The sequence below is a fragment of the Promicromonospora sp. MEB111 genome, from assembly GCF_030209445.1.
GTDB lineage: Bacteria > Actinomycetota > Actinomycetes > Actinomycetales > Cellulomonadaceae > Promicromonospora.
The window spans coordinates 197,664-224,112 of record NZ_JARVSD010000011.1 but is presented as its reverse complement, the minus strand read 5'-3'; the positions used below and the strand labels follow the sequence as shown (position 1 = coordinate 224,112).

The following is a 26,449-nucleotide window of genomic DNA, read 5'->3' as shown; positions in this document are numbered from 1 at the left end:
CTGTGGACGTGCGAGGACGGACGGCGCCGGCCTCGCGGAACGCGACCCTGCGTTCCGGCGGGCCCTGCGGGACCGCCGCGCAACAGGCTGGCACCCGCGAAATGTTCACGTCAACAAGATGTCCGAAAGTGATCGACTCGGGCACCGGTTCCGACGCCACGGGCCGACGCCGCGGGACGCCGTCGTCCCCGCCGCTCCGCGCTCAGCCGTGCGCGAGCAGCTTGAGCCCCACCACGCCGACCGCGAGCGCCGCGAGCACGCCGAGCGCCAGGATGCGCGCGAGCCAGGGCAGCTTGGTGCGGCGGATGCCGAGCCAGGCGATGAGCACCAGGGTGGCGATGAGCACGCCGACGCCCACGCGCAGGGCGGTGGTCACCTCCCACCAGCCGAGGCCGGCGGCGGCCAGGGCGAGCAGCGGGATGACGAGCGTCAGGAGGGCGCCGCCGCTGGTCCGGGTCATCGCCGCGAGGTGGTGCCGGTCGGGGAACCCGCCGTGCGCGGCGAGGTGGGAGATGAGCTCGGCGAGCCAGGCGGCGGCCACGGTGCCGACGGCGGTGATGGTCAGCGACGCCGCCGCGGTCCCGGCGCCGAGCCCGTGAGCGTGGGCCAGCAGCGTGAGGATGACGGCGAGCGAGGCGAACGTGACGTAGACGCGCTCACGCAGGCGCTCGGCGAAGCTCTCCCGCTCCTCGGGGGTGATCGTCTCGAGATCCGGGTGCGGGGCGCGGCGCGGGGTGCTCATGCGGGTCATTCTCTCGTGGCGCCATCGTGCGGCTCTCGTGCCGCCCTCCCGTGTCACCGCAGGTCGTCGCGGGCGTCCGCCGCCCGATCCCCTACCCTCTCGTCAGAACGCCGACCGGACGAGGGAGCCCGAGCATGTCGAACGACGCACCACAGGTGGTCGCGATCACCGGAGCGGCCGGCCGGATCGGCCGCGCGATCACGCCGCTGCTGCGGCGTCCCGGACGGGAGCTGCGCCTGCTGGACCGGGCGCTGCCCGCCGAGCGCGACGCCCGTGACCGGTGGTTCACGGGCGACATCACCGACCCCACCACCCTGGACGACGCCGTCCGGGGCGCCGACCTGGTGGTGCATCTCGCGGCCCACCCCTGGGAGCGCCCGTGGCCCGAGATCCTCGCCGTGAACATCGACGGCACCCAGAAGGTGCTCGACGCCGCGCACCGCGGCGGCGTCCCGCGCGTGCTGATGGCGAGCACCATCCACGCGGTGGGTTACGCGACGCCCGACGAGGCCGGGGCGACCGACGTGCTCGTCCCGCGCCCCGACACGTTCTACGGCGTGAGCAAGGCGGCCGGCGAGGCGCTGGGCAGTGTCTACGCCGACCGGTTCGGCATGACCGTGGTGAGCGCGCGGATCTGCGCCTTCAGCGACGACGTCCGCGAGGGCCGGTCGGTCGCGGAGTGGCTGTCCCCCGCCGACGCCGCCCGGTTGGTCGAGGCCGTCGCCGCCCTGGACCGGCCCGGGCACCACATCGTCTGGGGCGTCTCGGACAACGCTCCGGGCTGGTTCCCGCTCGGCCCCGGTCACGCGATCGGCTTCCACCCGCAGGACGACGGGGTGCGCCGCGCGACCGAGCGCGACGGCGTCGCACCGCCGATCCCGGAACGCGACGGGGCGCTCGCGGGCATCTTCGCGGACGACGACCACCCGCTGGGCGGCGAGTGGTGACCGCCTGAGCTCATCCGTGGGCGGACACGCCGGCGCGGTGCTCGGCCCCGGCCGGCCAGTCCCGCAGCGCCGTCGGCGCGATCCGGGCGCCGGGCTCGGGCAGGAGCGCGCGGCGGTCGACCACGCCGCCGAAGTACGTCGCGCTCGGGTCGCGGACGACGGCGTGGGCCGCGCCCAGCCGGGAGAGCGCCTCGCGCACGAAGGTGTCGAGCTCGTACTGGTCGGGTCCCGCCAGGTCGAGGTCGGTCATGCCCGGCGGCGAGCTCACGAGCCGGACGAGCTCCGCGGCGACGTCCGCCCCCGCGACCGGCTGCACCAGCAGCGGGGCGATCCGGGCGGGCCCGCCCTCCGGCGCCGTCGAGGCCCGGGCGATGGCCGGGGCGAACTCGAAGAACTGGGTCGCGTGGAGGATGGTGCAGTGCGCGTCGCCGCCGCGGACGGCATCCTCGAGCCGCACCTTCGCCGCGTAGAACGGGACGTCGGGCGCCCGGTCCGACCCGACGATGGACAGCATGACGTGGTGTCCCACGCCCGCCTCGCGCTCCGACCGCGTGACGTTCTCCCCGGCACGGGCGAAGAACTCGTCGATGCGGGCCGGGTCCAGCGAGCCGGGCTTGGCGGTGTCGACCACCACCCGGGCGCCGTCCAGCACCTCGCGCAGGCCCTGCCCCGTGACCAGGTCGACGCCGGTGGCGCGCGACGCGACCCGGACGTCGTCGCCCCGCTCTCGCAGGAGCTGGACCACCTGGGTGCCGATGGTGCCGGTGCCGCCCAGCACAACGATCGTCGTCATCCTCGACTCTCCCCTCCGGCCGGTATGCCGCGGCGCTGCGGCGTGACCAGTGCTGACCGCCCAGAGACCCATCGTGTACCGGGAGGCGGTGATCGGCTCGGTCATCCCTCTTTCCGGGCCTCTCGGCTCGCCCCTCGGTTGGCTCTAGAGTCGTGCCGTGTCCGACGAACGCACCACGCCGAGCACCACCCCGCCCGCCTGGCGGCCGACCGGCCTGACCTGGGCCGACGGCGGTGCGGCGCTGGAGTGGCTCTCCCCCGCCGGGGCGACGCGGAGCAGCGCGCTGGAGGTCGGGGCACCGCTCGGGCTGCGGGTCGGCGCCGACCGGCGCTGCCTCGGCCTGTGGTGGGACGGGCGCCGCGTGCCGTGCGTGGCGGAGGCGCGGATCGACGCCGCGGCGAAGTCGGGCCAGTGCGAGTCGTGCGCCGCGATCGCCCGCACCCGGTCGGTCGCGACCGACACCGCACTGGACGACCCACGGGAGTTCCGCGTCTACCTCGCCCACCACGGGAGCGTGATCAAGGCGGGCATCACAGCCTCGGCCCGCGGGCCGGCCCGGCTCCTGGAGCAGGGCGCGCTGTCGTCGCTGTTCCTCTCGGCGGGCACGCTGGTCTCCGCACGGCGGTGCGAGTCCCTGCTCACCGCGGCGCTCGGCCTGCCGCAGCAGGTGCACACCGCGCGCAAGCGGGCGGCCCGCTGGGCACCGGGGACGACGACGTCCCGCGCGGCCGAGCTGGCCGCCGTCGTCGGGCAGGCGGCCGGGCTGGACTGGCCGCCCGGGCAGGCGTGGGACCCGACGTCGGCGCTGGACCATACCCCGACATACGGGCTGCCCGAGGGCGGTCTGGCGCCCGCGGGGCAGCTCGACCCGCTGCGGCCGGGGACGACGGTCACGGGCGAGGTGACCTGCCGGATCGGGCGGGACGTGTACCTGAGTACGCCGGGGCGCACGACGTCGGGCGGTGTGCTGCTGGTCGACACCGGGCTGCTGGAGGGCTGGGACCTGACCCGGGCCGATCCGGCGGTGCCCGGGACGGCGAGCACGTCTCCGGTCAGCGCGCCGGGCGGGGCGGGTGCTGGTGTGGAGCAGGACGCGCTCTTCTGATGGGTCGCGGCGTCGCGGCGACGGCTGCGGCGCTGCCGCGAGCGCGGCGGGTCCGGCGGTGCGAGCAGGTCAGAGGCGCAGCAGGTCCCGGGCCAGGCCCTCGCGCAGACCCTCAGGCGGGTCGACGTATCCCTCCGCGTACAGGGCCTCGGGGAACCCGCCGGCCGCGAACGCGGTGTTGAGGTCGTCCACGAACCAGAGCGTCGGGCCGACCAGCCCGTCCACCCCGACTCCCGGGAGCTGGATCCCGTACGGGCCGTCGCCGCTGATGTTGGCCTTGTGCAGGGCATCCGGGGCGAAGTCGAGCTGGAACGGCTGGGAGTCGTCGTCGGCGTCCTCACGCCACATCTCCCACTCGCCCTCGTAGTACTCGCGCGAGCCGCCGCCGTGGAAGCTGTGCTCGAACTCGACCACGAGCGGGTCCGCGAGCACGCTCGCGGCCCACCGCGGGTGCTCGCCCACGAGCCACACGTCCCCGACCTCGCGGATCCACGCCGACACCGTCATCGGGAACGGCGCGAACGTCTCCTCCAGCCACTCGGCGAGGTCGGCGGCGCCGGCCGACGGCGGGAGGTGCGCCGGACGGGGCGTCATCTCGTCGTCGTTCTCCGCGGCGACAAACCCGTCGGACTGGAGCCGGTCGACGATCGTCTCCACGTTCCGGCGCGCCCGCACGGCCATCTCGCGGGCTACGGCCTGCGCGTCCTCGCGGTGCTGCTCGTCGAACGCCGTCAGCCCCAGGGCACGCAGGTCGCGCCACACGTCGTCGTGCTCCCCGGCCCGGTACCGGGCGAAGTAACTGGTCACGAGGGGAATCCTGGCAGAACCCGGGCGGCGGTGTGCCGGGCGGGACTGGCCGCGCCCGGGGCGGAACCGTGGCCGGCTGCCGCCGAGGGAGGCGGCGCAGCCGTGACGGGCCGCCTCTCACGGCAGCGCCTCACAGCTCAGTCCGGATCGAAGGACAGCAGGTCGGCACGCAGCCGCTCGGTCTCGGGCTGCGGTCCTTGGAGCCGGTCCCGTGCGTCCAGCGCCCTCAGCACCAGCCCGCGGCCGACGTCGTCGATCTGCCCGGTCAGGCGCAGCAGCGCGAAGCCCGCGCCGATGGTGAAGTCGGCCATGTCCATGTCGTCTTCGTCGAGGCCCGCCGCGACGGCAGCCTCGTCCTCGAACCACTCGGGGTCGATCTGCACCAGGGTGGTGCTGCCGTCCAGCTCGTCGACCCGCTTGGCGGCCTCGACGAGCGTGTCCCACCCCTCGTCGTTGCCGAACGGTGCGAAGTCGTCGCCCTCGTCGTCGTAGATCGGGTCGCGAAAGTGGGCGGCGAACGCAGGGTGCTTCGGTCCGAGGTCTTCGTCGTCAGGTTCTGCCGTGTCCGTGGGGTCGAGGCGGTCAGTTGTCATGAGCGCTCTCCAGGGTCTCGACGCCCGCCGAAGCCTCCAGTGCCCGCCGAAGATCAGCGACCGCGGCCTCCGCACTGCCGAGCCACTCGCGGAACGACTGGTCGCTGGCTTCCTGCCAGAGCTCGAACACCTCCGAATCGGAGCTGAGCACTCGGTCCGACTGGGTCAGCAGCCAGGCGGCACGATCGTCGTCGAGCACGATGCGGGCCGCGTCAGCGACGTCGTCCTCCGGAAGCTCGCGCAACCCGCGCACCGCCAGCGCCACCTCGATGAGCGCCAGAACGGCGTCCCCGGCGCTGCTGTCGATGTAGTCGTCCTGCAGATCCGCGGCCAGCTCGGTGAACGAGAACTCGCCGGCCGCGAGGTCGCCCAGCGTGTCCATCGCACTGTCGTTGCCGAGGATCTCGGTGCTCCATGTACCCATGGCCGGGAACCTACGCGGAGCCACTGACACTCAGCCTGCCCGCATCAGCTCCCGCAGCCAGGCGATGCTGGCCTCGGCCTGCACCCGCTGGAACTGGCGCAGGTGCGGGATGCCGGGCGGCGGCGCCTGGAGCGAACCGTGCACGAAGTACGCCGCCAGCACCGCGACCTGGGTCACCACGGCCTCAGGGTCGGTTCCGGCCGGGAGCGGGGTCCGGTCCAGCACCTCCGACGGCGCGGGTCCGCCCAGCGCGTGCATGGCCGGCAGCATCCCGACGACGTCGAGGAACGCGGCACCCCGTGCCGCGTGCGGCCAGTCGACCACCACGCCTCGCCGCTGCTCGTCCGGGCCGAGGATCAGCACGTTGTCCGCCCGGAAGTCGGCGTGCACCAGCCGATCACCGGCGCTTGCCTCGGCCTGCCGCTCCGGGGCGGCGACCCGCGCGATCAGGTCGAGATGCTCGGCGAACCAAGGGTCGTAGGTCGCCAACCCCTGTGGGCGCTCGTCGGCCAGGGCCTGCGCCTCCGACCGGACGTGCTCGGCGGAGTCGGGAAACACGTCGCCGTCGGGCGCCGGATGCTCACCGATCTCCAGGGCGAGGCGGGCCAGCAGGTCGACGTCGTCCAGGTCCCACGGCGCGGTGCGCACCGCGCGGCCGTCCACGGGCTCGAAGGCGAGGACGGCCCACTGCTCGGATTCGGCGGACGCGTCCGGGCTGGCCTCAGGGCTGACGGCGGCATCGGGCTCGACGGCGGTGTCCCCGCCGTCCGACCCAACGACGTCGGCGAGCCCACCGCCGCCCGGCACGTCGAGCGACCACAGGAACGCGGGCGACGGCACGCCCGCGGGCAGGCTGGCGGTCTTGGCCGCCTCCTTGCGGTGCAGTCGCAGCGCCTCGGTCTGGCCGGGGGCGGCGGTCTTGACGAAGACCGGGCCGCGCTCGGTGGTGAGCACGCTGGCCAGGCCGGGCGAGTATCCGCCGTCGTGCGAGACCCAGGAGGTGACCTTCGCGCCCAGGCGAGCCTCGATCGCCGTCCGAATCGAGGCGGGCAGGTCGGGCCAGGTGGGGCGCAGGCGGGTCATGCCAGTGCAGCCTGCCGGAGCAGGCGACACGGCACCAACGGAATTTCTGGACGGCTTCCCGTCAGAAGACGACGGCCGAGAACCAGTCGAACCCGACCTCGCCGTTGCGCTGGATGAAGATGCTCGCGAAGCCCTCGGTCGTCGTCCTGACGCCGACCGGAACCATGAGCGGGAAGGAGCTCTGCCCCACGGTGAGCACGGCAGGGCTGTTCGTGCCCGAGATGCGGACCGTGCCCGCCGAGTAGACCTGGAGGGTCACGTTGACGGTGCGCGCCTGGTTCGGCGGGAACTTGAAGAGATAGACGATGTGGTACGGGTTGTGCGAGGAGAAGCTCGGGAGCCGGTGGTACGCGGGCTCCGCCTCCGTGTTGATCAGGCAGTCCTGGACGTACATGCCGAGCACACGCCCGGCCGAGAGCCTTCGGCGGGACTGGCGGGGGTTGAGCTGCCCGATAGGTGTGGCGTCGAGGGCGGTGGCGTCGTCGTCCTCCTCCTCGACGAAGGTCGCGGCCAGGTTCGTGCCGTCACGTTCGGCCTCGTAGAGGACGTCGCGCACGGGAAGGCCGTCTCCCAGGTCGACCAGTCCGGCCGCTGTGAGCTGGTCGAGCACGTCACCGTCGGCGCGGACCGAGGTGATCTCCCTCAGCCGGGTGAGCGGGTCGATCTCCGTGTGGGTCTCATCAGACATGATCGCTCCTCGTCGAGCGTTTCCACGGTTTCTTCTGTTGCCGCGGGCTGATTCGATCGTAAGAGCGGGACGGCGCGGGTTCTTGGCGAGGAAGGCGTGACGTGCGTTGTTCACCCCTTCTGGCCCTTTGACAAGCCGGCGTTTTCAACGGCGCGTTCGAGGGCGTCGACGGACTGGTCGAGGATGTCGCGCAGCAGGCGGGCCTTGTGCAGGGCGTTCCGCGCCTCGGCCGGGGTGTCGGCGTCGAGGTCGAGCGTGACGACGCGGCCGCAATCAGCGATGGTCAGGCGTGCGCTGACGCGCGTCGACTGGTCGTCCGGGGTGAAGCCGGGTTCGGTGGTGATGTCGGCCAGCGCGTATGCACCGGCGTGGTGGCCGCGGCGGTTCAGGAAGGTGCGGCGGTAGAAGCGTCGGAACGCCATGGGTACCTCGTCTCAGGACAACTCCCGCCTGAGGGGGCGGGGTCGGTACCCGCTCGCGCTGCTCACCATGTATGAACTGTAGGTCGGTGGGGTTGGGGGACGCACGAGAATTCGGCCGCTCACCGCACCGACTGGCCATTCCGATGGCGCACGAGCATCTCTGCTGATTCTCTCCAGTCATGACACTCGTCGTGGTGGGCGCGGTCCTGTTCCTGGCGGGCACGGCGGGTGCCTTCGTCGCTGCCCGGCCCCGGGACGGCGTTCCCGCGGCCGGCTGGTATCCGGACCCGAGCACCCGGCTGGCCCGGCAGCGATTCTGGGACAGCCGCGCCTGGACCGGCGAGGTGGCCGACGGCGGCCCGGCTGCGGCACAGGGTCGGCACTTCCGCGGACGGTTCTGGGGCTCGTGGGTCTGGTACCTCGTGGCGGCCGTCGTCGTCCTGGCGGCCGGGTCGATCGTGTACCAGTCGTCAGGAAACATCCACGTGATGGGTGTGGCAAGCCTGCTCGGCATGGCCGGCGTCTGCTGGGCCTTCTACCGGTTCGTGAACCGCCAGCTCGCGCTGGACGACGTCGTAGGCCCGGTCACGGTCCTGGCGGTGGCCGTGGGCACCAGCGGCGCCGTGCTGTTGGTCGCCGCGAACATCAACTCCTGGATCATCAACGGCGCCGGGATCGTGACGGCGACCGCGTGGGTCGGGGTCGTCGAGGAGGGGACCAAGCTCCTGGTGCCGCTGCTCCTCTTCGCGGTGGGCCGGTACCGCGACCCGCGTGCCGGCATCGCGGTGGGCCTGGCGTCGGGTTTCGGCTTCGCGATCACCGAGACCACCCAGTACGCCTACGAGACGGCGGCCGCGTCCGGGCCGAACTTCTGCGGCACCGGCACGCTCGACAGCACGCCCGCGGCGGTGGTGCAGGAGCAGATCTTCCGGGTGTTCACGGTGTCGCCCTTGCACTGGCTGTGGACCGGTATCGCCGTGGCGATCGCGTGGCGACTGTGGCATCTGTACGGGTGGCGCGGTACGTGGGGCGCGCTGGGCGGGATCGCGCTGGTGATGGTGGTGCACTCGCTCAACGACAGCTCGGCGACGGCGTTCTGCGACAACCCCGCGGCTAGTACTGGTGCGGTGGTGCTGCGGTGGGTGCTGCTGGTGGTGATGTACGTGGTGTTCCGGGCGTGGGCGCGGAAGTCGGTGCCGCCGCAGCTGGTTGGGGTGGTGAGTCGGGGGTGGACGCCGAGGCGGTTGCCCCGTCGCCACGGCTCGTGACGTCGTACTCCGCCTCAGCGAACCAGGTACCGCGGGACGTGGGCCTGGATGTGAGTTCGGACAGATACCTGGTCATCAAGGGGCACTGCCCGCTTGGGCAGCCAGTAGATGAGTGAGGCCACTCCGTTTGGCACATAGACGTAGTACGCCTCGTTCGTCTCCAGTGCGCGCGTGGCCACGCTCCACGTGAAGGCTTGGCTGCCACTCGGGCCCTCGTGACGGAAGCCTTCGCTGTCCAAGACCGCGTGTACGGGTTCGCGGTTCTGCGGCTTGCGCCAGACGGCCATGCCGCCAAAGCGCGCGTACCCGAAGGCAAACAGTGTGGCCGCGACGGCAGCCACGGTGAGGGGCAGGAGCGTTACCAAGTCGATGGCGGGTTGGCCATCATCGCGGACGAGGAAGAAGCTCATCAGGACGGCAACTGCGAGCAGCGCGAGCATCAACCAAACGAACGCCTTCAAGATCCGCAGCTGGGGCATGCTGCGGAGAAGATCGGCGTAATCCGACTGTGCGGGCGCGAAATCGTACGCTGCCGCGAATGTGGTGCCGGCCGTGTGGTCGTCTAGTGTCACGCGGCGCAGCGTAACCATCGCGGACTTGCCGTTGGCCGGCGAGCGGGGTGAATGTGCGGGTGAGGTGCGCCTCGCGGGTCGCAAGACCGGGCACTGCCACACTGTTCACGACACATGTGCCAGCATGACGGCATGTCAGAGAGCGTGTTCTTCGCCGATCTCCACATGGCTGACCTCGTGCTGGACAGGGTTTACCAGGGTGGGTCGAAGGGCAACATGGGAGACGATCCCATCGGGAAGCTCCTACCGGTGGGCAACCAGGGGGGATTCCGATATAAGGGCAGCGTCGACAAGCAGGATGTACGCCTCGTCGTCCTGTACACCTCGGGCGAAGAGACTGATTGGCCCGACCAGCTTGACCCGACCACCGGCGACTTCACGTACTACGGCGACAACCGCAAGCCCGGGAGCGGTCTCCACGAGACGCAGAGGAAGGGCAACCTGCTCCTGCGAGACATCTTTGACTGGTCGCGTGGCGACGCCACCGACAGAGAAGCAGTGCCGCCACTCCTCCTGTTCCAGAAGTCGTCAGGCAGGGACGTCGTCTTCCGTGGGCTTCTCGCCCCCGGCTCCCCTCGCCTGGAGAGCGACGAGGAACTCGTCGCGGTCTGGCGAACGACACGGGACCGGAGATTCCAGAACTACCGCGCCCACTTCACGATGCTGGACACGCCAGCCGTCACGCGTTCATGGATCGACCAGATCCTCGCGCGCGACCCGCTCGGAGACGCCTGTCCACCGGAGTGGCGAGCATGGGTGAAGAGCCGGTCCTACCGCGCCCTTGAAGCGCCGAGGACCATCGCGATCCGCACCAAGGAAGAGCAGCTCCCGCTCGCTGGCGACCTATGGATCCTCGAAACCATCTACCGGCACTTCAGCCACGACCCGATCCAGTTCGAGCACTTCGCAGCGAGTGTCTGGGCAAGGTCCGACAACAACGTCGAAGCAGTCGAGGTCACCCGCCCGAGCCGGGACGGTGGCCGTGACGCGCTCGGGACTTATCGGCTGGGTCCTGCAACAGACCCGGTCAGGCTCGAGTTCGCGCTTGAAGCCAAGTGTTACGGGCTTGATACCGGTGTTGGCGTGAAGATGGTCAGCCGCCTCATCTCACGGCTCAAGCACCGGGAGTTCGGTGTCTTCGTCACGACGTCGTTCATCAGCCAGCAGGCGTACAGCGAGATCCGTGAGGATCAGCATCCGGTCGTATTCATCACCGGGCGGGACATCGTCGAGTCCATGAAGCGGCGCAGCCTGACACGACCCGAAGCCCTGGAGGCATTCCTCAGCGCGGAGTACCCCATCGAGCGAAGCGTCGTCGAGGCGACTCTCCAGGACGGATTGACAGCAGGAGTGCCAGCGCCGAAGGCGTGACGGAGTGCATGGCCGGTGACGCCGCGAGCAAACCTTAGAGAATCTGGTTCGCAGAAACTCGCGCCGACCTCACGACGGTCACGGAGCAACTAGAAGTTGATCATGTGGTTCTGGCGGGGTGGATCGTTGGAATTCTGCGGTTTGTAGGTTAGCGCGGGTGGGGCGTGCCTGCTGCGTGCCACTTCGAACCGTGCGACACCAGCGCTGATCCCAATGAGACATGTCAGGCGCTCGTAGGCGGCCAGATTCTGTGCGGCAAGCGCTGCTCACGCTGCGACCAGTTCTCGCTTAGGGACGGCCCGCCAATGCGGGAGCGAATACCGTTTGAGGGGTCCTGCCCGAACCAGGACAGCGCCCGGGTGACAGGTGGGGGAATATGATCCGGTACGAAGTGGACCGAAGCGACACGCGGGCCCTACGGACTGTGTCAGCGCAGGCGGGGTCTCATCGCTACCGATAGGTCAATTACTGTTCGGACGCGGGCCCTCGACGATTGGCCATGAGGCGGCACCAATCAGATCCCGGCGACATTCGAAGAGAAACTTGAGAAGAAGCGGCTGCACTTCGAGTGGAGCTTTCGCCGAATCAGCGTTGATCGCAAAATTCACCTCACCGGCCGCCTCAAGGACTTGCAACGGGCAAATCAGCGTCATTTCATTGAGATGTTCCCTGACATGGGACCCAAGCTCCTCGCATCTTTGCCTGACCTCGCTCAGATCCGAGCCTGGGCCCTCCTCTTCTTCGAGAAGTATTGCCGCCTGTGATTCGATCATCCACTCATCTACCGTGCTCGAGAACCTCAGATAAATCGAGCGCCGCTCATCGATGTATCTCCGCCGATCGTCTCGCGCAGCTACCTCCCCCCTTTCGCGAGCCGACTCCTCAGACTCATTTCGCAATCTCAACGTTTGTGCACGACCGTTGAACGCCATGGTAACAACCACACCGATCAGGGTTGACACTGGGGCGATAAGAGGTTCCCACCAAGACGTGCTAACCAACCTCCTAAGGCCTGGATAATCGACAGGCGACTCAGCCCATTCCAGTACGCAACGTTCGACAGGAACGGCTTCCGGACTCACAACGGCCACACCCACTTTGCCGCAGCTCTGTGCACCTGGGCGACGATGTCTGGTGTGACTCCTTTCCGTGCGGCCAACTCTAGTCGCCGACCAGGAGAGCTTCAGGCCGCGAGGGCCTGGGGCGTGACGCTCCGATGGTCCAGTTTGCGGTGCTGCCATGCACGAGGGTGCGGGGGTGTCTCCGGTACTGTCTTGCAGGCGGCTGGCGGCGGTGCCCGGACCTGGACCTGAGGGGGGGCCTCCTCCGGCACTGCACACGAGCAGATGATCCTCGCCACTCCCGCGCCCGCTCGCGCATGCTTGAGGCGATCGGTTGGGAAGAGGGGCGCTGGTCGGGATCGCGGGAACCGAAGCACGCGGCTCGCGCATCCAGCAGATCACCACCACCGCCGCACCATGCCCTGTGGGCGTCGGCAGGTCACGACATCAAATGTTGGGTCTCGCGCCCGACCGAGTCCTACGCGTTCGTGGTCTTCCTACGCAACCCGGCCGGCACCATCCCGGCGCGCACGTTCGTCGTGTTGCTGGTCGGGGATCACCATCGATTCGGCCGGATCATGTGCACGTCACGAGGGTATTCCGGCTGGAATGCAATGCGTTGAATCACCCGGCAAGCCGCGCTGGCGCCCATCTGCCGCCAAGCCCACATCACCCGATCAGGTGAGTCCACACTCGGGCTACACCCGACCGGGCGAGCAGATCTACCCATTCGGGTGATGCCGCTCCTGAGCTAAATGGGGGATCGTCATCGTGCCGGGCGCAACACGGAGTCCTCAGGACCCGGGCGCCCATCCATCATCGCCGATGACCAGACGCCGCACCGCAACTTCTGAGGAGCATGATGTCCGAGGTATTTGAGGCTCGTTCTGGATCGGCCATGCCACCGACCGCCTTCCCGCATCGCCGCCCAGAGCTTCTCTCCATGCCTGGTACGTCACCAAGTAGCCGGAGCTCCGACGGCACCGGCTCCAGGCCTGTACGCACACTGCTCCCGATCGTTCGCGTGAACGCGGGCCACGGATCCGACGACGGGACGTGCGCCCGCTTCCTGCAGGCGAAGACGCGTGTGAACGAGAAAGTCGGCCAACGGCCCCGCCGGCGCAAGGAGCGCCAGAGCAGCTCCCTCATCCCGGCTGTATTCGGGGTGCTGGACCAGATCGAGGGCAAGGAACGTCCGTGGCCCGGCGACCTGCCTGCTCTGGCGGCTGGGCAAGGCACATTCGGTCCCGCCGAGATCGCTTGGATCACCAACGCCGTCACGACCTACCCCGACCTCGTGGCCGAGGGCCTGCACCCACTGTCAGGGCATTGGGTCAAGAGCGGGACTTCGCCCGCAGATCTCCGAGAGTTGTACGCGTGGGGCCGCGGGTACACCGACAGCACCGGAAGCCTGCGGGTCCTGGTACTTCCCGTCATGTCGACCGTCTCCGCTCGTCCGCCTGCGCGGTCGAAGGTGGCGATCGCCGCGTTCACGACCGCGTTCGGGACCCTGTCGTCCTGGCCGTCACCGTGGAGCGAGCGATTCCGGCCTATCGACTCGCCGGGCCCTTCTCCGACCAGGGTCTCTATCCGACAGGTCGGACTGCTCGACGGTTCGATGGTCGAGCTTTTCGATGGGACGCCGGACAAGGCGAGGGCCCTGTACCAGGAGGCCGGACGACCAGTCGCGGTCCAGGTCGCCACGGGAGGCCCTGCCTCACCCGGGCGTGACTGCGTCTCTTGCAAATCGCTCGACAGCTGCGACGGAGTGCCTCGATCGTCCGGGATAGTGGGGGTCTCTGCACCCGGAGCACCGCTTCGCCAGGTCTCGGGCACCACCTTGCGTTACCACGTGGCCTGTCCTCGACAGGCTCGTTTGTCGGCGATTCACCTGTCGAGCGACGCGCAGGAGTCGGCGCCGATCGAGGTCGGTCGTGTGGTCGACGATGTCCTGAACCGAGCCCACGGCACAGGCGATCCTGCCGCCTGCACGGCGGACCAGCTGGTGACGTCGCTCCAGGCAACACCCACGGCTCCAGCGATCGCCGATCGCGCGCTCAAGCTGCTCGGTCACCACGCGGAGATCTGCCCGCGTGCCAGTGGCTGCGAGATCACGGAGGTCCAGGTCCAGGCGACGGTAGTCGCCTTCGACCCAGCAGCTTCGAGCGTCGTCGTCGCGCGACCTGACCTGCTGTACCGGGAGGACGGCGACCTGGTCTGGCGTGAGACGGCGACAAGCCTGTTCCCTCCCAGCGGCAAGAAGCACCTGTTCGACACGCACAAGCGCCTCCAGCTCGCTCTGGCCGTGTTGCTGTGCCACGCCGGAGCGCTCGGTGAGCCCGTCGCCCGCCTCGAGGTCGAGTACCTCACCGACCGCGGCCCTGACCTGCGCTACCTCGACGTGACCGACCCTCTGCTCCTGGCTCAGGCCCACGCCGTCGTCGGCCCTGTCGCCCAGAACTGGCGCCACGACGAGGCCTTTGCGCCTGCCCCTGGCCCCGCCTGCGGATCCTGTGCCTACACCCGGTGGTGCCCCGATGCCGCCGCGAACGAGAGGACCGAACATGCCTGACGCGATGGAGGAGACGAGCTTCCTCGCCGGCCTCGCGGCCGCTGTGAGCACGCTGGCCCAGCGTGAGGTGCCTGGAAAGGTCGCGTACGACGACGTCGTGCAGCGCGCCTACAACCACTTCGTACTGCGCACCCTCGTCGAGGACGACTTTCGGACGCCGGGGAGCGTCCCCGAGATGATCGAGATCATCGCCGACCGGCCCGTCCAGGACTGGCTTCCGGGCTCGACCTCGGAGACGGTCCTGCTGCATGGTGACACGTTCAGCCCGACCCAAGAGTGCATCGAGCTGGTCGTAGACAACAGACGAGACCCGTTCGGTGAGAAGTACGAGAACGAGATCCTCAAGCTGGCGCTCAGCGCCTGCCAGGAGGCCGACTCCCCAGAGTCCTACGTGGCGTTCCGGCGTCTGCTGATTACTCGGCCAGCCCTGACGCAGACAGAGCTGGTGCTCCAGCGTGGTGAGCTCGATCTGCTGCCCGTCGCCGACCTCCTGGACCGGTGCTATCTGCCGGTTTCGCCACGGCTGCGGCGGGAGAGGCAGTACGCCGAGTGCGCACGGTGCCACTGCCTCCTGCGACCGGTCGGCAGGGACAGCTGGCAATGCGACCTGGACCGTTGCAGGACCACGACGGTGAAGGTTCGTCGATACCTCGACGCGACGGTCCCAGGCGGGATTCTCCAGCTCGGCCTGCCGTTGCGCACCTTCGTCACCGGACCCGGCCTGTTCGAGATCGACCTGGAGATCGCGCTGGGCAAACGAGGACTTGCGGTCGAGATGTGGCCCGGATACGACGCTTACGACCTGCTCGTGACCTTCCCCGACAAGATCCGCTGGGCCGTCGACGTCAAGGACTACGCCAACCCCGGCGTGCTGGGCCGTACCTTCGCCGGCCTTCCCTCTACCCCGCCCCGCGACCGCGGTTTCCTCGTCGTTCCTGACTACCGCCGCAGCGCCAACAAGCAGTACGCCGAGAGCTTCCGCTACGCCCGGCAGTCCGCGGGACGGAGTAGCGACTCGCTCTCGGTGACGTTCCAGAAAGACTTCCTCCGGGCGGTCGACCGGAAGCTCACCTCGACGACCGCCCTGGAGGGTCCGAATGCGTAGCACCAGCGGCTGGAGCCGCCCTGTAGTCCAGGCCCTGCACGGCTGGCCGACGAACCGGCCGGACCAGCTCCGCCCAACCGAGCTGGCCGAGGTCGAGCTCGCCCTGTACCTGCTGGCCGAGGTCGACCCGGCAGCCCGGGCGATCGACCTGTGGCCCCTACTTAGCGGCTTCCCCTATGCCCAGGCGTTCGTCCCGGACCTGACCGAGGAGACGCGACGGCGCCTCGGGACGGCCCGCCACTACCTGAGTGGCCTGCGCCGCAGGTACGTGTGGACCCATCGTCTCGAGCAGTACCTGGCCGTGGACCAGCACTTCCGTGGCTATGACCTCGACAGCGCGGAGGCGGTGCCCAGAGCGCGGCGGCCTTCCCTGGCGCCGGACCGGTTCGATGTCTACGAGCGGGCCCTCGAGGGCCTGGACCCGGCACCGGGCAAGGCCCTTCCGATCGCCGGCGCCGGGGAGCACAGGTTCAGCACAGGTCGTGACACGCATGGCGTCACGATCCCTGCCACCCTGGCCGGCCTTCCCCAGCCTGCCCGGATGCCGTTCCGGCTGAGTAAGGCCGGCAAGGGCGAGCCGATCACCGTGAGCCTGAGCGATCTGCGTGAGGCAGCACGCGTTATGGACGCCGCCGAAGCCGCCAACCCGGACGCTAAACCGCGCCACTGGCTGAAGAGCCTCGGCGAGGTCGAGATGTCCGTGGCCTCTCTGGACGGGCCGGCGGCATTCAGCGACGACGGGTTCAACCACGCCGCCGACTGGGAGCTGACGATCGACAGCCTCTTCCACCTGGTCGGCATGGTGGGCGCCGGCAAGAGCACGATCATGCACCTGCTCACCTACCACTGCGTCGTCGAGCTCGGTCTCAAGGTGACGATCGTGGTGGGCGATGTCGCCGAGAGCCTGAGGACAACCACGACGTTCAACAATCTGCAGCACGGCAGTCTCACAGCAGCCCCCATCGTCGGCCGCTCCACCCGGGAGCGTCACCTCCAGCGGCTCCATCGTCGCAAGCATTCTGCCGGAGCCGCCTCGATGCTCGCCCACTCCGACCCCGCCTTCAACTACCTGTCCAGCGCCTGCCCGATCGACGCTCTGCGCAATTACGAGGGAGTCGAGCAGCTCCGGATCGCCGAGGCCCCCTGCGAACGGCTGCAGCCGGTGCACACCCCGTCTCACGACGACCTGCTGAATCCGGAGAGTGCGACCGACGAGCCCGGGGAACCGCGGGAGAAGATCACGGAGAAGAAGCCGCACGGCTGCCCCCTATGGTCCGTGTGCCCGCGCCATCGCGCGGCCCGCGAGCTGCTCGACGCCCCGGTATGGGTCGCCACCATGCCCGGGCTCCTGCACGCCCGCGTCCCTCGTCACCAGACCGACGAGAACGTGCGCTACCTCGAGGCCGCAGCCGACCGCAGCGACCTCATCATCATTGACGAAGCTGACCGGGTGCAGACCCAGCTCGACACCGCGTTCGCGCCGGCTGAAACGCTCTGCGGCAACGGGGACGAGTCATCCTGGATCGACTGGCTGCAACGCCACACGATCAGCCAGCTCACGGCGCAGGGCCGCAAGGGGCTGACCGACACGTTCGTCTCCCGCTGGACCGGCTCGCTCGACGTCGTGCACCACGCGGCCGATCGGATCTACATGATGCTTAACACCTCCGGCGACCTGCGTCGGTGGGTCGGCACGAACTACTTCTCCGCCGTGACGCTGCACCAGCGTCTCTACAGCCGTTGGGCGGGTCCCGAGGAGAACCGGACTGCCGAGCAGGAAGCCGACGCCAAGTTCTTCGAGAGCGTGCTTGACGCCTTCCGCGACAACCCGATCCAGCCCGTGCTCGACCGGTCCACCGAAAGTGGCAGGCTGGTCGCCGAGCTCGTCGACCTGACCAACATGCTGCTCACGTCCGGCGAGGACGTGGCCCGGCTCGACGCCTGCCTCACCGAGCTCACCCGGGGGGCGTTCCGCCAGTCGTCGGACCCGGAGCGTGACCGGAAGCGGTTCGCCCTGGCGATGCTCCTGGCCGCCCTCTCTGACCAGCTCACCGTCTTGACGAACATGTGGCCCAGCGTCGAGGCCGAGCTCAGCCTCGAGTCCGCCGCCAACACACTGACCCGCCGCCCGCCCAAGGACTTCGAGGCCGTGATGGCGGAGTCCCCGATGGGGAACATCCTGGGTTTCCAGCTCACCGAGGAGCGGCCTGGCCCACCCGCCCACAGCGGGTCGCTGCGGTTCTTCCACTGCAACGGCGTCGGCCGCGACCTGCTGAACCGTCTTCCGGAGCTGGGCCTGTCCGAGGACGTCCCTGGTCCGCACGTCATGCTCATGTCGGGGACCAGTTGGGCCGGCACCTCTACCCGCTACCACCTGGGCCTCCCCGTGAACGCGATCCTCCGGCCGCCGCAGAAGAATGTCGACGCGGTGCGCAGGACGTCGTTCTCGCTGAACCTTCAGTACGACCAGAACGGTGACGCGATCTGGATCTCCGGGACCCGCCAGCAGGACCGGCCCGCCGCAATGAGGGCCCTTCTCACCGGGCTCGCGGTCCCCGACCCCACCTTGGCCGGGTCTCTGAGCCCGCTGGAGATCGAGCTCGAGGACCTGCCTGCCGACCGCCGTCGGCTCCTCCTGCTGACCGGCTCCTACGACGAGGCCCGGACCGTGGCCCAGTTCCTTCACGACCAGAAGCGGTGGAAGGACAAGGTCACGCTCCTCATCGCCGACGACGCCGACCAGGACGACGTCTGGTACTCCTTGCGTCGCGGAGACGTCGCGAACTACGCGGCCCTGGACAGTGAGATCCTCGTCGCCCCGCTTCTCGCCGTGGAACGCGGGCACAACATCGTCCTCGACGACGGGACCGCGGCGATCGGCGCCGTGTACTTCCTTGTGCGCCCGCACGACAAGCCCGACGACATCAACCTCGCCATCCATGCCATCAACGACTGGGCGATGCGCTACACCCGGCCCTTCACCGGCGAATTCTTCTGGCTCCCCGGTAGGTTCCCGACCATCGATGCCGCCGCCGGCGAGTTCCGACAGGAGGCACGCCGCAAGTGGTACCGCTACTTGACTCGCAAGGTTGCTTGGAGCGGACTCGGCGATGCCGAGAAGGACTCCTTCGCCTGGGACCAGCTCGTCGTGATGTGGCAGGTCATCGGGCGACTCGTCCGCGGCGGCGTCGAGGCCCGCGTGCGATTCTGCGACGCGGCCTTCGTCCCCGTGGGTGCCAGGCCGGATCAGCTGCAGGACACCCCCAGGACCTCCCTCCTGGTCCGCTTCCGGCAGATCCTCACCCCGTACTTCGACCCCCAGGACACCACGACGACACCGGCCGACAAGACCGTCGCCGCCGCCCTGCTCCAGCCCTTTTGGGACGCCCTGACTGAGATCAACGAAAGGGACTGAGATGACCCACGACGTCGAGACCGCCGCTTACCGGCTGCGGCATACAGCGGAGCTTCCGGACTTGCTCGGCAGCTTCCACTCGTTCGACATGCCCGAGCACTGGCCGGACGTCGTCCGTCAGGTCTGGGACCACGGCGGCAAGCCGCACGACCCGAGCTGGAGCCTGCCGATCGCGAAGCGCCTGAACCATGCCCTCCGCGCACTCGTACCCGACGTGCTGTACACGGGAAAGCTGGGGCTGGCGTCGGCGGACACCTGGCTCTACGCCCGGGAGCCCGTCGACACGGGTCTGCTGAAGCGAACGATGCAGACCTACCTGCAGGGCTGGCTCGACACGAAGAGCGACTACCCGAAGCTGCGGGAGGCGGTCATGGCTCTCGACGTCGCCTCGCACGCCGGTGACTGGCGGCCCGCCAATGTCGACCCGGCGTGGGTCGGGGTGAACGCGGCCGGGACAGCCACCGTCGACCCGGTGCTGTACCGGCTGATCCCGGAGGCCGTCGCCGCCCGCATCCTGGCTCAGGGGAAGTACGACGGCGAGCTTTCGTTCGTCCAGGTCGCCACCAACGAGGGGGCCGAACTCATGTCGTGGCCGCCGCTGGAGCACGTCGAGAAGGGCAAGGGTCGCGAGACCAAGGTCAGCCGCTACTCGGCCGTCATCACGATCGCCCTGATGATCACACCGTTCGACCCGGCGCCCCGCCTGCACCTGGGAGTCAAGATCCGCCGGTGGGTCTCCTCCGGGAAACTCTTCATCCCTACTGGGTCCTCCGCCTCGGTCTACCTCCGCCCACCCACCGACCCCGCCGCGGGACCCGGCCAGACGCGCTTCGCGGTCCCCTACCTGCAGTACGACAAGGCGACCCGGGCCAACGCCTGGAAGAGCAACGGCCCGGCAGGGGTCCTGGCTGGCCTTACGGTCGCCGGCCGATTCCCTGACGCGGCTCGGATCTCGACCGATCCCGGTGCCTATCTCCCGCCAACTACGGGCCTCGAGGCCGCCGTGACCCACCACACCCGAATGACCCCGCACGCCGTCCAGACCGGGATCATGCCCGACGAGCGCCGCCGGATCCTCACCTGGGCGGCCGCAGCTCTCCCGGAGGCCTTCGAGCCTGCCGTCAACCTAGAGGCCGTCGTCGGGCGGCCGAAGCTCGAGCGCCAGTACGTCAAGCGCACCTCGATCCCCAAGGAGCCCACGCCCCCGAAGAAGAAGCCCGACCCCGAGGACACGGAGGCCATGGCGAAGTACGCGGACGACTTCGCAAAGTACGAGCGCGACCACACCGTCTGGAAGGTCGAGCTTCCCACGGCCCTCGAGCGCCGCGCCGAGGACGACGCAGAGAACGCCCGGCGCAACCGCGAGCTGCTCAGGCGGGGAATGCAGGGTACCGAGCTGCGGATCGACGTCGTCACCGACACCGATGCCGTCCGCGCAGCCCTGCTCGGTGCGGCCGGCGACTGGCTCGGGCTCGCGCCCACCGAGATGGACATGCCGCAGCACGTCGTCTTCCGCGAGGGTGGGCTTGCGGTCCGCCTCGTCTGCCACTCCGCTGGTCGGCTGACCAGCCCGCTCGGCAACGGGACGCAACCCGCGCGGGGCGACGCTCACCAGCAGGCGATCCGCGACCGCGCCGCTCTCGTGCAGGAGTACCTGGAGGCGCAGGAGTTCAAGAGCGAGCTCGTCCTGGCAGAGATCCTCGCGCCCAAGGAGTTCACCGCAACCCTCCGCAGCGACCCGTACGACGCCGTCCGCCAAGGCGCGGCCCGAGCCGGACGGGTCACGCAGTTCATCACCACCAGCGGCGAGGGCGAACTCGCCTTCCGTGCCCAGGCCGCTTGGGCCGACGGTCTCCGGTCCCTAGGGATCAGCCTCGTCCCGCCGTCGTCCAAGAACCCGAGCCTCCCCAAGTCGATCGACCAGGTGGCTTTCTGGCAGGTCCGGCGCAATGTGACGGGCACCGTCTCGAAGGCGGTTTGGATGCCGATCGCCGTCCTGGTGAAGCCCGACCAGGCCCGGGTCCTGGCCCGCACCCCTGAGAGCCAGGGCTGGATCCCCTACAACCAGCTCCTCTGCGAGCTGGCCACTGCCGAGCCTCGACTCAAGGAACTCTCCAACGCCCAGCGGCAGACCGAGGAGATGGCCCGCTTCCTCCGGGTCACGCTCCCCGCGCTCAAGGGCCGCCCGCTCCTGCTCCTGGCCGAGGCCGCAAACCTCCGGTCCCGGTGGACCTGGCTGACCGACTCCGGCCTGGAGGCAGATCGCATCTCACTTGGCGAGCCCGACACGATGCGCCTGGCAACGCACAACAAGCAGCTCCGGGTCGTCCGGGTCCGGACGGACGCGAACCGGTTGGAGACCCCCATGTGGTGGGCGACGCCCCGCGGCGACGAACCCGCGGGCTTCACCAAGACGGTCCTTCAGGCGGAGGGCGCCGGCGAGCAGAACCGGGTGTTCTACAGCCTGGCCGAGAAGAGCAGCAAGCTGAACACCCACAACAAGGCGCTGCGCAAGCTCACACGTGACGGCACCAAGGCCCCGTCCCCCGACAAGGCTGCCCCCGTCCCGCGGATGATCGAGCTCACCGTCGCCGGTCTCGCCCCGACCGACGACGCCGCCGCGGCTACGGCCTGGGCGACCTTCGTTCACCAGCAGCGCTTCACGGCCGACTACCCGGAGGGCCGGGAGCTCCCCTACGCCCTCGATCTCTGCAGGCGCGCGGGGGATTACGCCTTCCCCGAGAGCGCCCGGGAGGACAAGGAAGATGGCGACCCTGCACCGGGCGATCCCGAGCCCGAGCAGGGTGTCCTCGACCTGTGAACCGTCGCGGCCGGACCGGGCAGATCAGCTGGTCCGGCCGCCCCGTCTCGGGTCGCGGCTCAGCCCGCGCCTCCCTCGCGCCGTTCCCACGGGATCCTGGCGTCAACGACGAACCTGCCGCTGACCGCCCCCGCGGAGAAGGTACCGCCCAGGCTCTCCGCCCGGTCCCTCATCCCGGCGATCCCTGAGTGCGGGCGCCCTTCGGTCTGCGGACCTGAGGCTCCGACCGGCAGCGGGTTGTTCACGACGATCGTGACCCCGGTGCCGGGGGCACCACGCAGCACGATGTCGATCGGCTGACTCTCGGCGTGCGCCAAGGCATTTGAGACCGACTCCTGCACGATGCGGTAACAGGTCCGCGTCAGGATCCGGCTTGCGGTCTCGCCATCCGCGACGTCGAAACTGCTCGTGATCCGGAATCCCTGGTTCCGCAACCGCTGCAACAGCCCACCCAGGTCGTCGAACGAGACGTCGGCCAGGCCCTCAGCCCCGGTCCGCAGAGCTTCCAGCACCGTCCGGAGCTCAGCATGGCCCCTCCGGACGACCGTCCGGAGCCGGGCGAGCTTCTCCTGGACTGCGGGGTTGTCCCTGACCTCGCGCTCGAGCTGGGTGATCACTGTGATGATCTCGGTGAAGGCGTAGCCGACGCCGTCGTGCATCTCCCGGGCCAGGTCCTCGTGCATGACTTGGTTCTGGACCGAGACCTGCCCGACGAAGGCGGCCCTCTTGGGTCGTGCCTCCGGCAGCAGCTCGCTCGGGGTACCGTGCCACACGACCACCACACGCTCGCGCGCCCGAGTGGTCGCCACGTACAGTAGCGATCGCTCGCGCTGCAATGCCTCCGCCGGATCACCGACGACGACCCGGCCGGCAACCCTCGTGGACTCGGCGGTAGCTCCGAAGACGACGACGTGCCGGAACTCCATGCCCTTGGACCTGTGCCTGGTCATGACGACGACCCGGTCAGCCCCTGGCGTGTCCTGGTTGCGAACGTGCTGGGCGGGGATGCCGCGCCCAGCCAGCTGCCTGGTGAGTGTCACCGCCTCGTTGCCGGACCAGACAAGCACGGCGATCGTCTCGTGGGCGACCCCTGCGGACAACCAACAGTCAATCTCGCGAGCTACGGCGTCATACGCCGCCTCCAGCGTCTCGCAGCCGAGAACCGTCGGCGGAGGCCCGGAACGCGCCGACCGAAGGCCGGAGTCGTCGACGACGCTGTCCTCCAGGTCCACCGTCGGATGACCCGCCAGGACCGCCGTGGCATAGCCGAGATTCTGCGACGTGGTCCGGTAGTTGAGCTGGAGGCGTCGGGACCGGCCGGTGACGAAGATGCCGTACCGGGACAGCACCGTCCGGGGAGCGTAGATCCGCTGCTGAGAGTCCTCAGCGAGCAGCAAGTCGTCGGCATCGCGAGCTACCAGGGCCCGGAGCAGATGCAGGTGAGCCGGCCCGAGATCCTGCGCCTCGTCGACGAGGACGTGGTCTGCCACGCGGGAACCACCGTTCTCCGCAGCGGTGTCCAGGGCCATGGCGACGGTCATGGCCTTCTCGTCGAAGTTCGTGGTCCCGACGCCCGCAGCCATCTCCCGGTAAGCCTCGATCACCTCCCAAACGGCGTTTCGCTGTGCCCGCCCAAGCGCGATGCCGCGGCCGGGACGCCGCACGCGCAGGTACTCGTCACGCGTCGCGATCCGCTGCGGGACGATGACGGCCGAGTACTCCGCGTCGAGGAACGCTGGCGTCCGCAACTGTGCGGGCAGGTCCTGGCCGCGCCCCCGCAGCACCGCCTCCCACACGCCAGGGTCCGTGGACGGGACAATCTCCCCTCGCACCCGGCCGAGAAGACTTGTCGCGGCTCGCCGCACATCGAGCCCGTGATCCTCCGCGCGGACGACGAGACGACGCGCCGCAGCGTCGAGCGTACCGACGTAGACCCCCGGGTCTCCCGGCTCCTTCGCGACGACGATGTTCGGATCCAGCAGCAAGAGCTGGGACCTGAGAGCAGTGGCGAGGGTCGTGGTGTACGTCGTCAAGAAGATCCGCGCAGCGGGATTCCGCCGGTGCAGGTGCCGCGCCCGGTGCAGCAGCACGACAGTCTTGCCCGTTCCAGCCCCGCCCGAGAGCCGAACGGGCCCCTTCGTCGACGCCGCGACGTACGCGCGCTGCTCCGGGTGGAGGAAGACCCGCCAGAGAGCGAAGTCCTCGTGCTCGATCGCCTCCCGGAGCGCGACGTCGTCCGTGAGATAGGCGAACTGCATCCGCGCGACCGGATGGTCGAGTGCCGCGATGAGGTCGTCGTCGGTGTCCTCGCCGGCGCTGGCCTCCGGTGCGTTCAGCTCGTAGAGCTCCCGAACCTTGTCCACGCTCGCCCCGCCAGCGAGGAGAAGAAGTGCGTCCCCCTCGTACGGCGACGACGTACCGTACGCAATGGTCAGCAGGCTCTCTTCGTCCGCCGCGTTGATCGCGTCGTAGGCGGTCCTCGCGTCGATCCCCAGGCCGATGATGTGGTCGAACGTCACCCCGGCGGCCTGCAGCAGCGGCAGGGCCGTCGCGCCGGTGCCAGCGGCCTGCGGCTCCCCCGTCGGCGCCTCCTCGATCGCTTCCTCCGCGCCGCCGAGCGGCACGGCCTGGCCCAGGTCGACCCGGACCACCTCGGCGGCGCTGGTCTGCGGGTTGCGCCGGAACACCAGGTTCGCGGCGTGCTCGTTGGCGACGTCGTGCTTGAAGATGCCGAGGAAGATGTAGCGCGGCTCCTCGTCGGACCCCGTGAGCTTGACCAGGACCGCGCGGTAGTTGTCGTTGACCCGGCCCGTCCGGATACGGCGATCAGCGGCGCCCTTGAGGGACTTGATCCGCAAGCCCGGGGCGGTGTCGTCCTGGCGGAGCTTCTCGATGAATTTCCACGCCTTGCCGGCGACATCTCCGTCGAGCGTCGGGACGTCGGACGGAATGATGACGTAAGGCATCGACCAAGGTTATCCGGCAGGTCACGGCTGTGGTGGGATGCTGATCCCGGCCAGTTCCGCAAGCGCCGCGAGCTCGGTACGGCGTCGGAGCCCCAGCTTGGCCAGGGCATGGCTCACATGGGACTTGACGGTGTGCTCGGAGATGAACAGGTCCACCCCGATCTCGGCGTTGGTCCGGCCCGCGATGTTCGCGATGACGTCGCGTTCCGCGGCGGTGAGCGTCTCGAGGGTGGCGCGAGCCTCGGCGGCTTTGTCTGCCCCGGAGCTACCTGACGACGAGTAATCGTCGATGAGCCGCTTTGCGGCGGTCGGGCTGAGCGCGCCGCCGCCCGCGAGCACGTCGTGGAGGTAGCTCACCCAGGCCTCGGGGGCATCGTGCTTCACGAGGTACCCGGCCGCCCCTGCCTCGAGCGCTCGCTTGATCATGACCGCGTCCTCGAATGTCGTCAAGGCTACGCACGGCGGCCCTCCCGGCAAGGCCCGGACCCGGCGGATCGCCTCGACGCCACCCACCCGCTGCATCCCGAGATCCATCAGGACGACGTCGGGCCGGTGCCTGACGATCGCGGGCAGGACCTCGTCGCCGTCCTCTGCCTCGGCAACGATCTCGAGGCCATGGTCGGTCAGGATCCCCCGGATGTGCTGCCGGACCAGGGCGTCGTCGTCCACGATGAGCACTCTCGTCACGGGTGCCAGCGTAGGCGTACGGCGGCGGCTCCTGCCGTTGCCTCACCCGATCGAGGGATCTTTCCGCGGGAAGGTACCCGTTCAGGCGATGTGTCGCGAGTACTTACCGGGCGAGAGTTGAACCACCGGCACGGTCCGCGGCCCGCTGGGGCCAAGGTGCCCCAGACATCGCGGGCCGTGCCGGGCCATGATCAACGCGACGCCGCACCATTCCCCAAGAGTTACTCGGAGCGCCACCATGTCCCAGCACCCCTCCCAGCCACGGCCGGGCCGAGATTCGTGGTCGTTGACGCTGATCGGCGTTGGGCCGTCAGGTAGTTCTTGGACGGGGCGATCTATCTGCGGTCTCGTGGGCAACCCGTCTCCGGCTCGAGACCTTCACAATCACGTCTTCCCAGGGCAGGGACACCAACACTTCGTGGAGACGTTGCTCGGACGTCCCACCCGATGTACGGCCGTACTTGTCCGCCGTGTACTGATGCCAGCGGGATGGGTGCCGTTGGTCAGGGCCGACGCTCCAGACCTCGTCGATTCCTGCAGCCTTCGCGACCGTAGCGAGCCAGGCGATCTGGACCTGGGCGTGCACACGCGCCGGGCCGAGATCGTGAAGACGCCCCCAGGCTACGAGCAACTCATCAGCGGCAGCGATCGTCGTTGCCAACGGTTCCCTAGATGCGAGCCAGGTTCTGGATTCGCGACCAACCTGCCGGACGTCGCCAGACGACGTCGTCGGAAGAGAGAGGAGGTTCCCGATCATGACCATGCCGAAGCCCAGTGCTGAGGCTGCCCGACCCACGGCAGCGCGCGTACGGTTCCCCGATGTGGTTGGCGGCGAGAGCAGGACGGCGGCCAAGGTGCGCCCCGGGGCCGAGCTTGCTGGAGCAGGCGGAGCGACGACAGGCACAGCCACCAACCTTGCCTCGTCAGGCGCCGCGCTGCAAGATTCCCGCAGGCGGGCCGGAACTCCTCAGGTTTCACCTCGCACCTCACCCGACGGCGAACGGCCC

At 69.3% G+C, this 26,449-nt stretch carries 20 protein-coding genes; 8 read left to right on the top strand and 12 right to left on the bottom strand.

Going from position 1 to position 26,449, the window contains the following annotated elements; all coding sequences use genetic code 11:
* Positions 1–202: 202 nt before the first annotated feature.
* Positions 203–742 carry a hypothetical protein gene (locus QRN56_RS13755; RefSeq protein ID WP_285104109.1) on the bottom strand — a complete coding sequence of 180 codons (540 nt, stop codon included), beginning with the start codon at positions 740–742 and terminating at the stop codon, positions 203–205.
* Between the two features lie 134 nt (positions 743–876).
* On the opposite strand from QRN56_RS13755, the gene QRN56_RS13750 reads away from it, so the two are divergent.
* The gene (locus tag QRN56_RS13750; protein WP_285104107.1) at positions 877–1,689 is read left to right on the top strand and encodes an NAD-dependent epimerase/dehydratase family protein; all 813 of its coding nucleotides are present in this window, start codon (positions 877–879) and stop codon (positions 1,687–1,689) included.
* A 10-nt stretch (positions 1,690–1,699) separates the two neighbouring features.
* On the opposite strand, the gene QRN56_RS13745 is transcribed toward QRN56_RS13750, so the two are convergent.
* Positions 1,700–2,482 carry an SDR family oxidoreductase gene (locus tag QRN56_RS13745; RefSeq protein WP_285104105.1) on the bottom strand — a complete coding sequence of 261 codons (783 nt, stop codon included), beginning with the start codon at positions 2,480–2,482 and terminating at the stop codon, positions 1,700–1,702.
* 157 nt (positions 2,483–2,639) lie between these two features.
* Between QRN56_RS13745 and QRN56_RS13740 the strand changes: the two genes are divergently transcribed.
* A complete protein-coding gene (locus tag QRN56_RS13740) occupies positions 2,640–3,587 on the top strand; it encodes a DUF2797 domain-containing protein (RefSeq protein WP_285104104.1) in 948 nt (315 codons plus the stop codon).
* Positions 3,588–3,656: 69 nt separating this feature from the next.
* Here QRN56_RS13740 and QRN56_RS13735 read toward each other — a convergent pair whose 3' ends face one another.
* The 6 genes from QRN56_RS13735 to QRN56_RS13710 form a co-directional block, all read right to left on the bottom strand.
* Positions 3,657–4,394, bottom strand: a complete 738-nt coding sequence (locus tag QRN56_RS13735; protein WP_285104102.1) for a hypothetical protein — start codon at positions 4,392–4,394, stop codon at positions 3,657–3,659.
* Positions 4,395–4,531: 137 nt separating this feature from the next.
* Positions 4,532–4,987 carry a hypothetical protein gene (locus QRN56_RS13730; RefSeq protein WP_285104100.1) on the bottom strand — a complete coding sequence of 152 codons (456 nt, stop codon included), beginning with the start codon at positions 4,985–4,987 and terminating at the stop codon, positions 4,532–4,534.
* Positions 4,977–5,411, bottom strand: coding sequence for a DUF4259 domain-containing protein (locus QRN56_RS13725; protein ID WP_285104098.1), 435 nt, complete (start codon positions 5,409–5,411; stop codon positions 4,977–4,979). Before QRN56_RS13725 ends, QRN56_RS13730 begins: the two co-directional genes overlap by 11 nt.
* Before the next feature lie 30 nt (positions 5,412–5,441).
* Positions 5,442–6,494 (bottom strand): phosphotransferase, encoded by a 1,053-nt coding sequence (locus tag QRN56_RS13720; protein WP_285104096.1) that lies wholly within the window; start codon positions 6,492–6,494, stop codon positions 5,442–5,444.
* Positions 6,495–6,555: 61 nt separating this feature from the next.
* Positions 6,556–7,182 carry a hypothetical protein gene (locus tag QRN56_RS13715; RefSeq protein WP_285104095.1) on the bottom strand — a complete coding sequence of 209 codons (627 nt, stop codon included), beginning with the start codon at positions 7,180–7,182 and terminating at the stop codon, positions 6,556–6,558.
* 110 nt (positions 7,183–7,292) lie between these two features.
* Positions 7,293–7,604 carry a hypothetical protein gene (locus QRN56_RS13710; RefSeq protein WP_285104093.1) on the bottom strand — a complete coding sequence of 104 codons (312 nt, stop codon included), beginning with the start codon at positions 7,602–7,604 and terminating at the stop codon, positions 7,293–7,295.
* Positions 7,605–7,783: 179 nt separating this feature from the next.
* On the opposite strand from QRN56_RS13710, the gene QRN56_RS13705 reads away from it, so the two are divergent.
* A complete protein-coding gene (locus QRN56_RS13705; protein WP_285104091.1) occupies positions 7,784–8,872 on the top strand; it encodes a PrsW family glutamic-type intramembrane protease in 1,089 nt (362 codons plus the stop codon).
* A gap of 14 nt (positions 8,873–8,886) precedes the next feature.
* Here the strand turns inward: QRN56_RS13705 and QRN56_RS13700 are convergent, their stop codons facing one another.
* Entirely contained in the window at positions 8,887–9,444 is a 558-nt protein-coding gene (locus QRN56_RS13700) for a YcxB family protein (RefSeq protein WP_285104089.1), read from the bottom strand.
* Positions 9,445–9,576: 132 nt separating this feature from the next.
* Here QRN56_RS13700 and QRN56_RS13695 point away from each other — a divergent pair, with 132 nt between their 5' ends.
* On the top strand, positions 9,577–10,815 hold the full coding sequence (locus QRN56_RS13695) for a restriction endonuclease (RefSeq protein WP_285104087.1): 1,239 nt from the start codon (positions 9,577–9,579) through the stop codon (positions 10,813–10,815).
* A 461-nt stretch (positions 10,816–11,276) separates the two neighbouring features.
* Here the strand turns inward: QRN56_RS13695 and QRN56_RS13690 are convergent, their stop codons facing one another.
* Positions 11,277–11,777, bottom strand: a complete 501-nt coding sequence (locus QRN56_RS13690; RefSeq protein WP_285104084.1) for a hypothetical protein — start codon at positions 11,775–11,777, stop codon at positions 11,277–11,279.
* A 1,123-nt stretch (positions 11,778–12,900) separates the two neighbouring features.
* Between QRN56_RS13690 and QRN56_RS13685 the strand changes: the two genes are divergently transcribed.
* From QRN56_RS13685 to QRN56_RS13670, 4 genes are read left to right on the top strand one after another with little or no spacing between them, the layout of a single operon-like run.
* Complete coding sequence (locus QRN56_RS13685) at positions 12,901–14,448, top strand: PD-(D/E)XK nuclease family protein (protein ID WP_285104082.1); 1,548 nt, start codon at positions 12,901–12,903, stop codon at positions 14,446–14,448.
* Positions 14,441–15,553, top strand: coding sequence for a restriction endonuclease-related protein (locus QRN56_RS13680; protein ID WP_285104081.1), 1,113 nt, complete (start codon positions 14,441–14,443; stop codon positions 15,551–15,553). Before QRN56_RS13685 ends, QRN56_RS13680 begins: the two co-directional genes overlap by 8 nt.
* Positions 15,546–18,968, top strand: coding sequence for a pPIWI_RE_Z domain-containing protein (locus QRN56_RS13675; protein WP_285104079.1), 3,423 nt, complete (start codon positions 15,546–15,548; stop codon positions 18,966–18,968). Before QRN56_RS13680 ends, QRN56_RS13675 begins: the two co-directional genes overlap by 8 nt.
* A 1-nt stretch (position 18,969) precedes the next feature.
* A complete protein-coding gene (locus QRN56_RS13670) occupies positions 18,970–21,789 on the top strand; it encodes a pPIWI_RE module domain-containing protein (RefSeq protein ID WP_285104077.1) in 2,820 nt (939 codons plus the stop codon).
* 59 nt (positions 21,790–21,848) lie between these two features.
* Here the strand turns inward: QRN56_RS13670 and QRN56_RS13665 are convergent, their stop codons facing one another.
* Together QRN56_RS13665 and QRN56_RS13660 are read right to left on the bottom strand one after the other, a co-directional pair.
* Positions 21,849–24,755, bottom strand: coding sequence for a UvrD-helicase domain-containing protein (locus QRN56_RS13665; RefSeq protein WP_285104074.1), 2,907 nt, complete (start codon positions 24,753–24,755; stop codon positions 21,849–21,851).
* Between the two features lie 21 nt (positions 24,756–24,776).
* Positions 24,777–25,424: a response regulator transcription factor gene (locus tag QRN56_RS13660; RefSeq protein WP_285104072.1), complete on the bottom strand. Its 648-nt coding sequence runs from the start codon at positions 25,422–25,424 to the stop codon at positions 24,777–24,779.
* Between the last annotated feature and the right edge of the window lie 1,025 nt (positions 25,425–26,449).

What these genes read in the sequence shown, in the direction of transcription:
- QRN56_RS13755 (WP_285104109.1), bottom strand. Translation starts at nt 742, where the DNA reads ATGAGCACCCCGCGCCGCGCCCCGCACCCGGATCTCGAGACGATCACC.
- QRN56_RS13750 (WP_285104107.1), top strand. Translation starts at nt 877, where the DNA reads ATGTCGAACGACGCACCACAGGTGGTCGCGATCACCGGAGCGGCCGGC.
- QRN56_RS13745 (WP_285104105.1), bottom strand. Translation starts at nt 2,482, where the DNA reads ATGACGACGATCGTTGTGCTGGGCGGCACCGGCACCATCGGCACCCAG.
- QRN56_RS13730 (WP_285104100.1), bottom strand. Translation starts at nt 4,987, where the DNA reads ATGACAACTGACCGCCTCGACCCCACGGACACGGCAGAACCTGACGAC.
- QRN56_RS13725 (WP_285104098.1), bottom strand. Translation starts at nt 5,411, where the DNA reads ATGGGTACATGGAGCACCGAGATCCTCGGCAACGACAGTGCGATGGAC.
- QRN56_RS13720 (WP_285104096.1), bottom strand. Translation starts at nt 6,494, where the DNA reads ATGACCCGCCTGCGCCCCACCTGGCCCGACCTGCCCGCCTCGATTCGG.
- QRN56_RS13715 (WP_285104095.1), bottom strand. Translation starts at nt 7,182, where the DNA reads ATGTCTGATGAGACCCACACGGAGATCGACCCGCTCACCCGGCTGAGG.
- QRN56_RS13710 (WP_285104093.1), bottom strand. Translation starts at nt 7,604, where the DNA reads ATGGCGTTCCGACGCTTCTACCGCCGCACCTTCCTGAACCGCCGCGGC.
- QRN56_RS13705 (WP_285104091.1), top strand. Translation starts at nt 7,784, where the DNA reads ATGACACTCGTCGTGGTGGGCGCGGTCCTGTTCCTGGCGGGCACGGCG.
- QRN56_RS13695 (WP_285104087.1), top strand. Translation starts at nt 9,577, where the DNA reads ATGTCAGAGAGCGTGTTCTTCGCCGATCTCCACATGGCTGACCTCGTG.
- QRN56_RS13680 (WP_285104081.1), top strand. Translation starts at nt 14,441, where the DNA reads ATGCCTGACGCGATGGAGGAGACGAGCTTCCTCGCCGGCCTCGCGGCC.
- QRN56_RS13675 (WP_285104079.1), top strand. Translation starts at nt 15,546, where the DNA reads ATGCGTAGCACCAGCGGCTGGAGCCGCCCTGTAGTCCAGGCCCTGCAC.
- QRN56_RS13670 (WP_285104077.1), top strand. Translation starts at nt 18,970, where the DNA reads ATGACCCACGACGTCGAGACCGCCGCTTACCGGCTGCGGCATACAGCG.
- QRN56_RS13665 (WP_285104074.1), bottom strand. Translation starts at nt 24,755, where the DNA reads ATGCCTTACGTCATCATTCCGTCCGACGTCCCGACGCTCGACGGAGAT.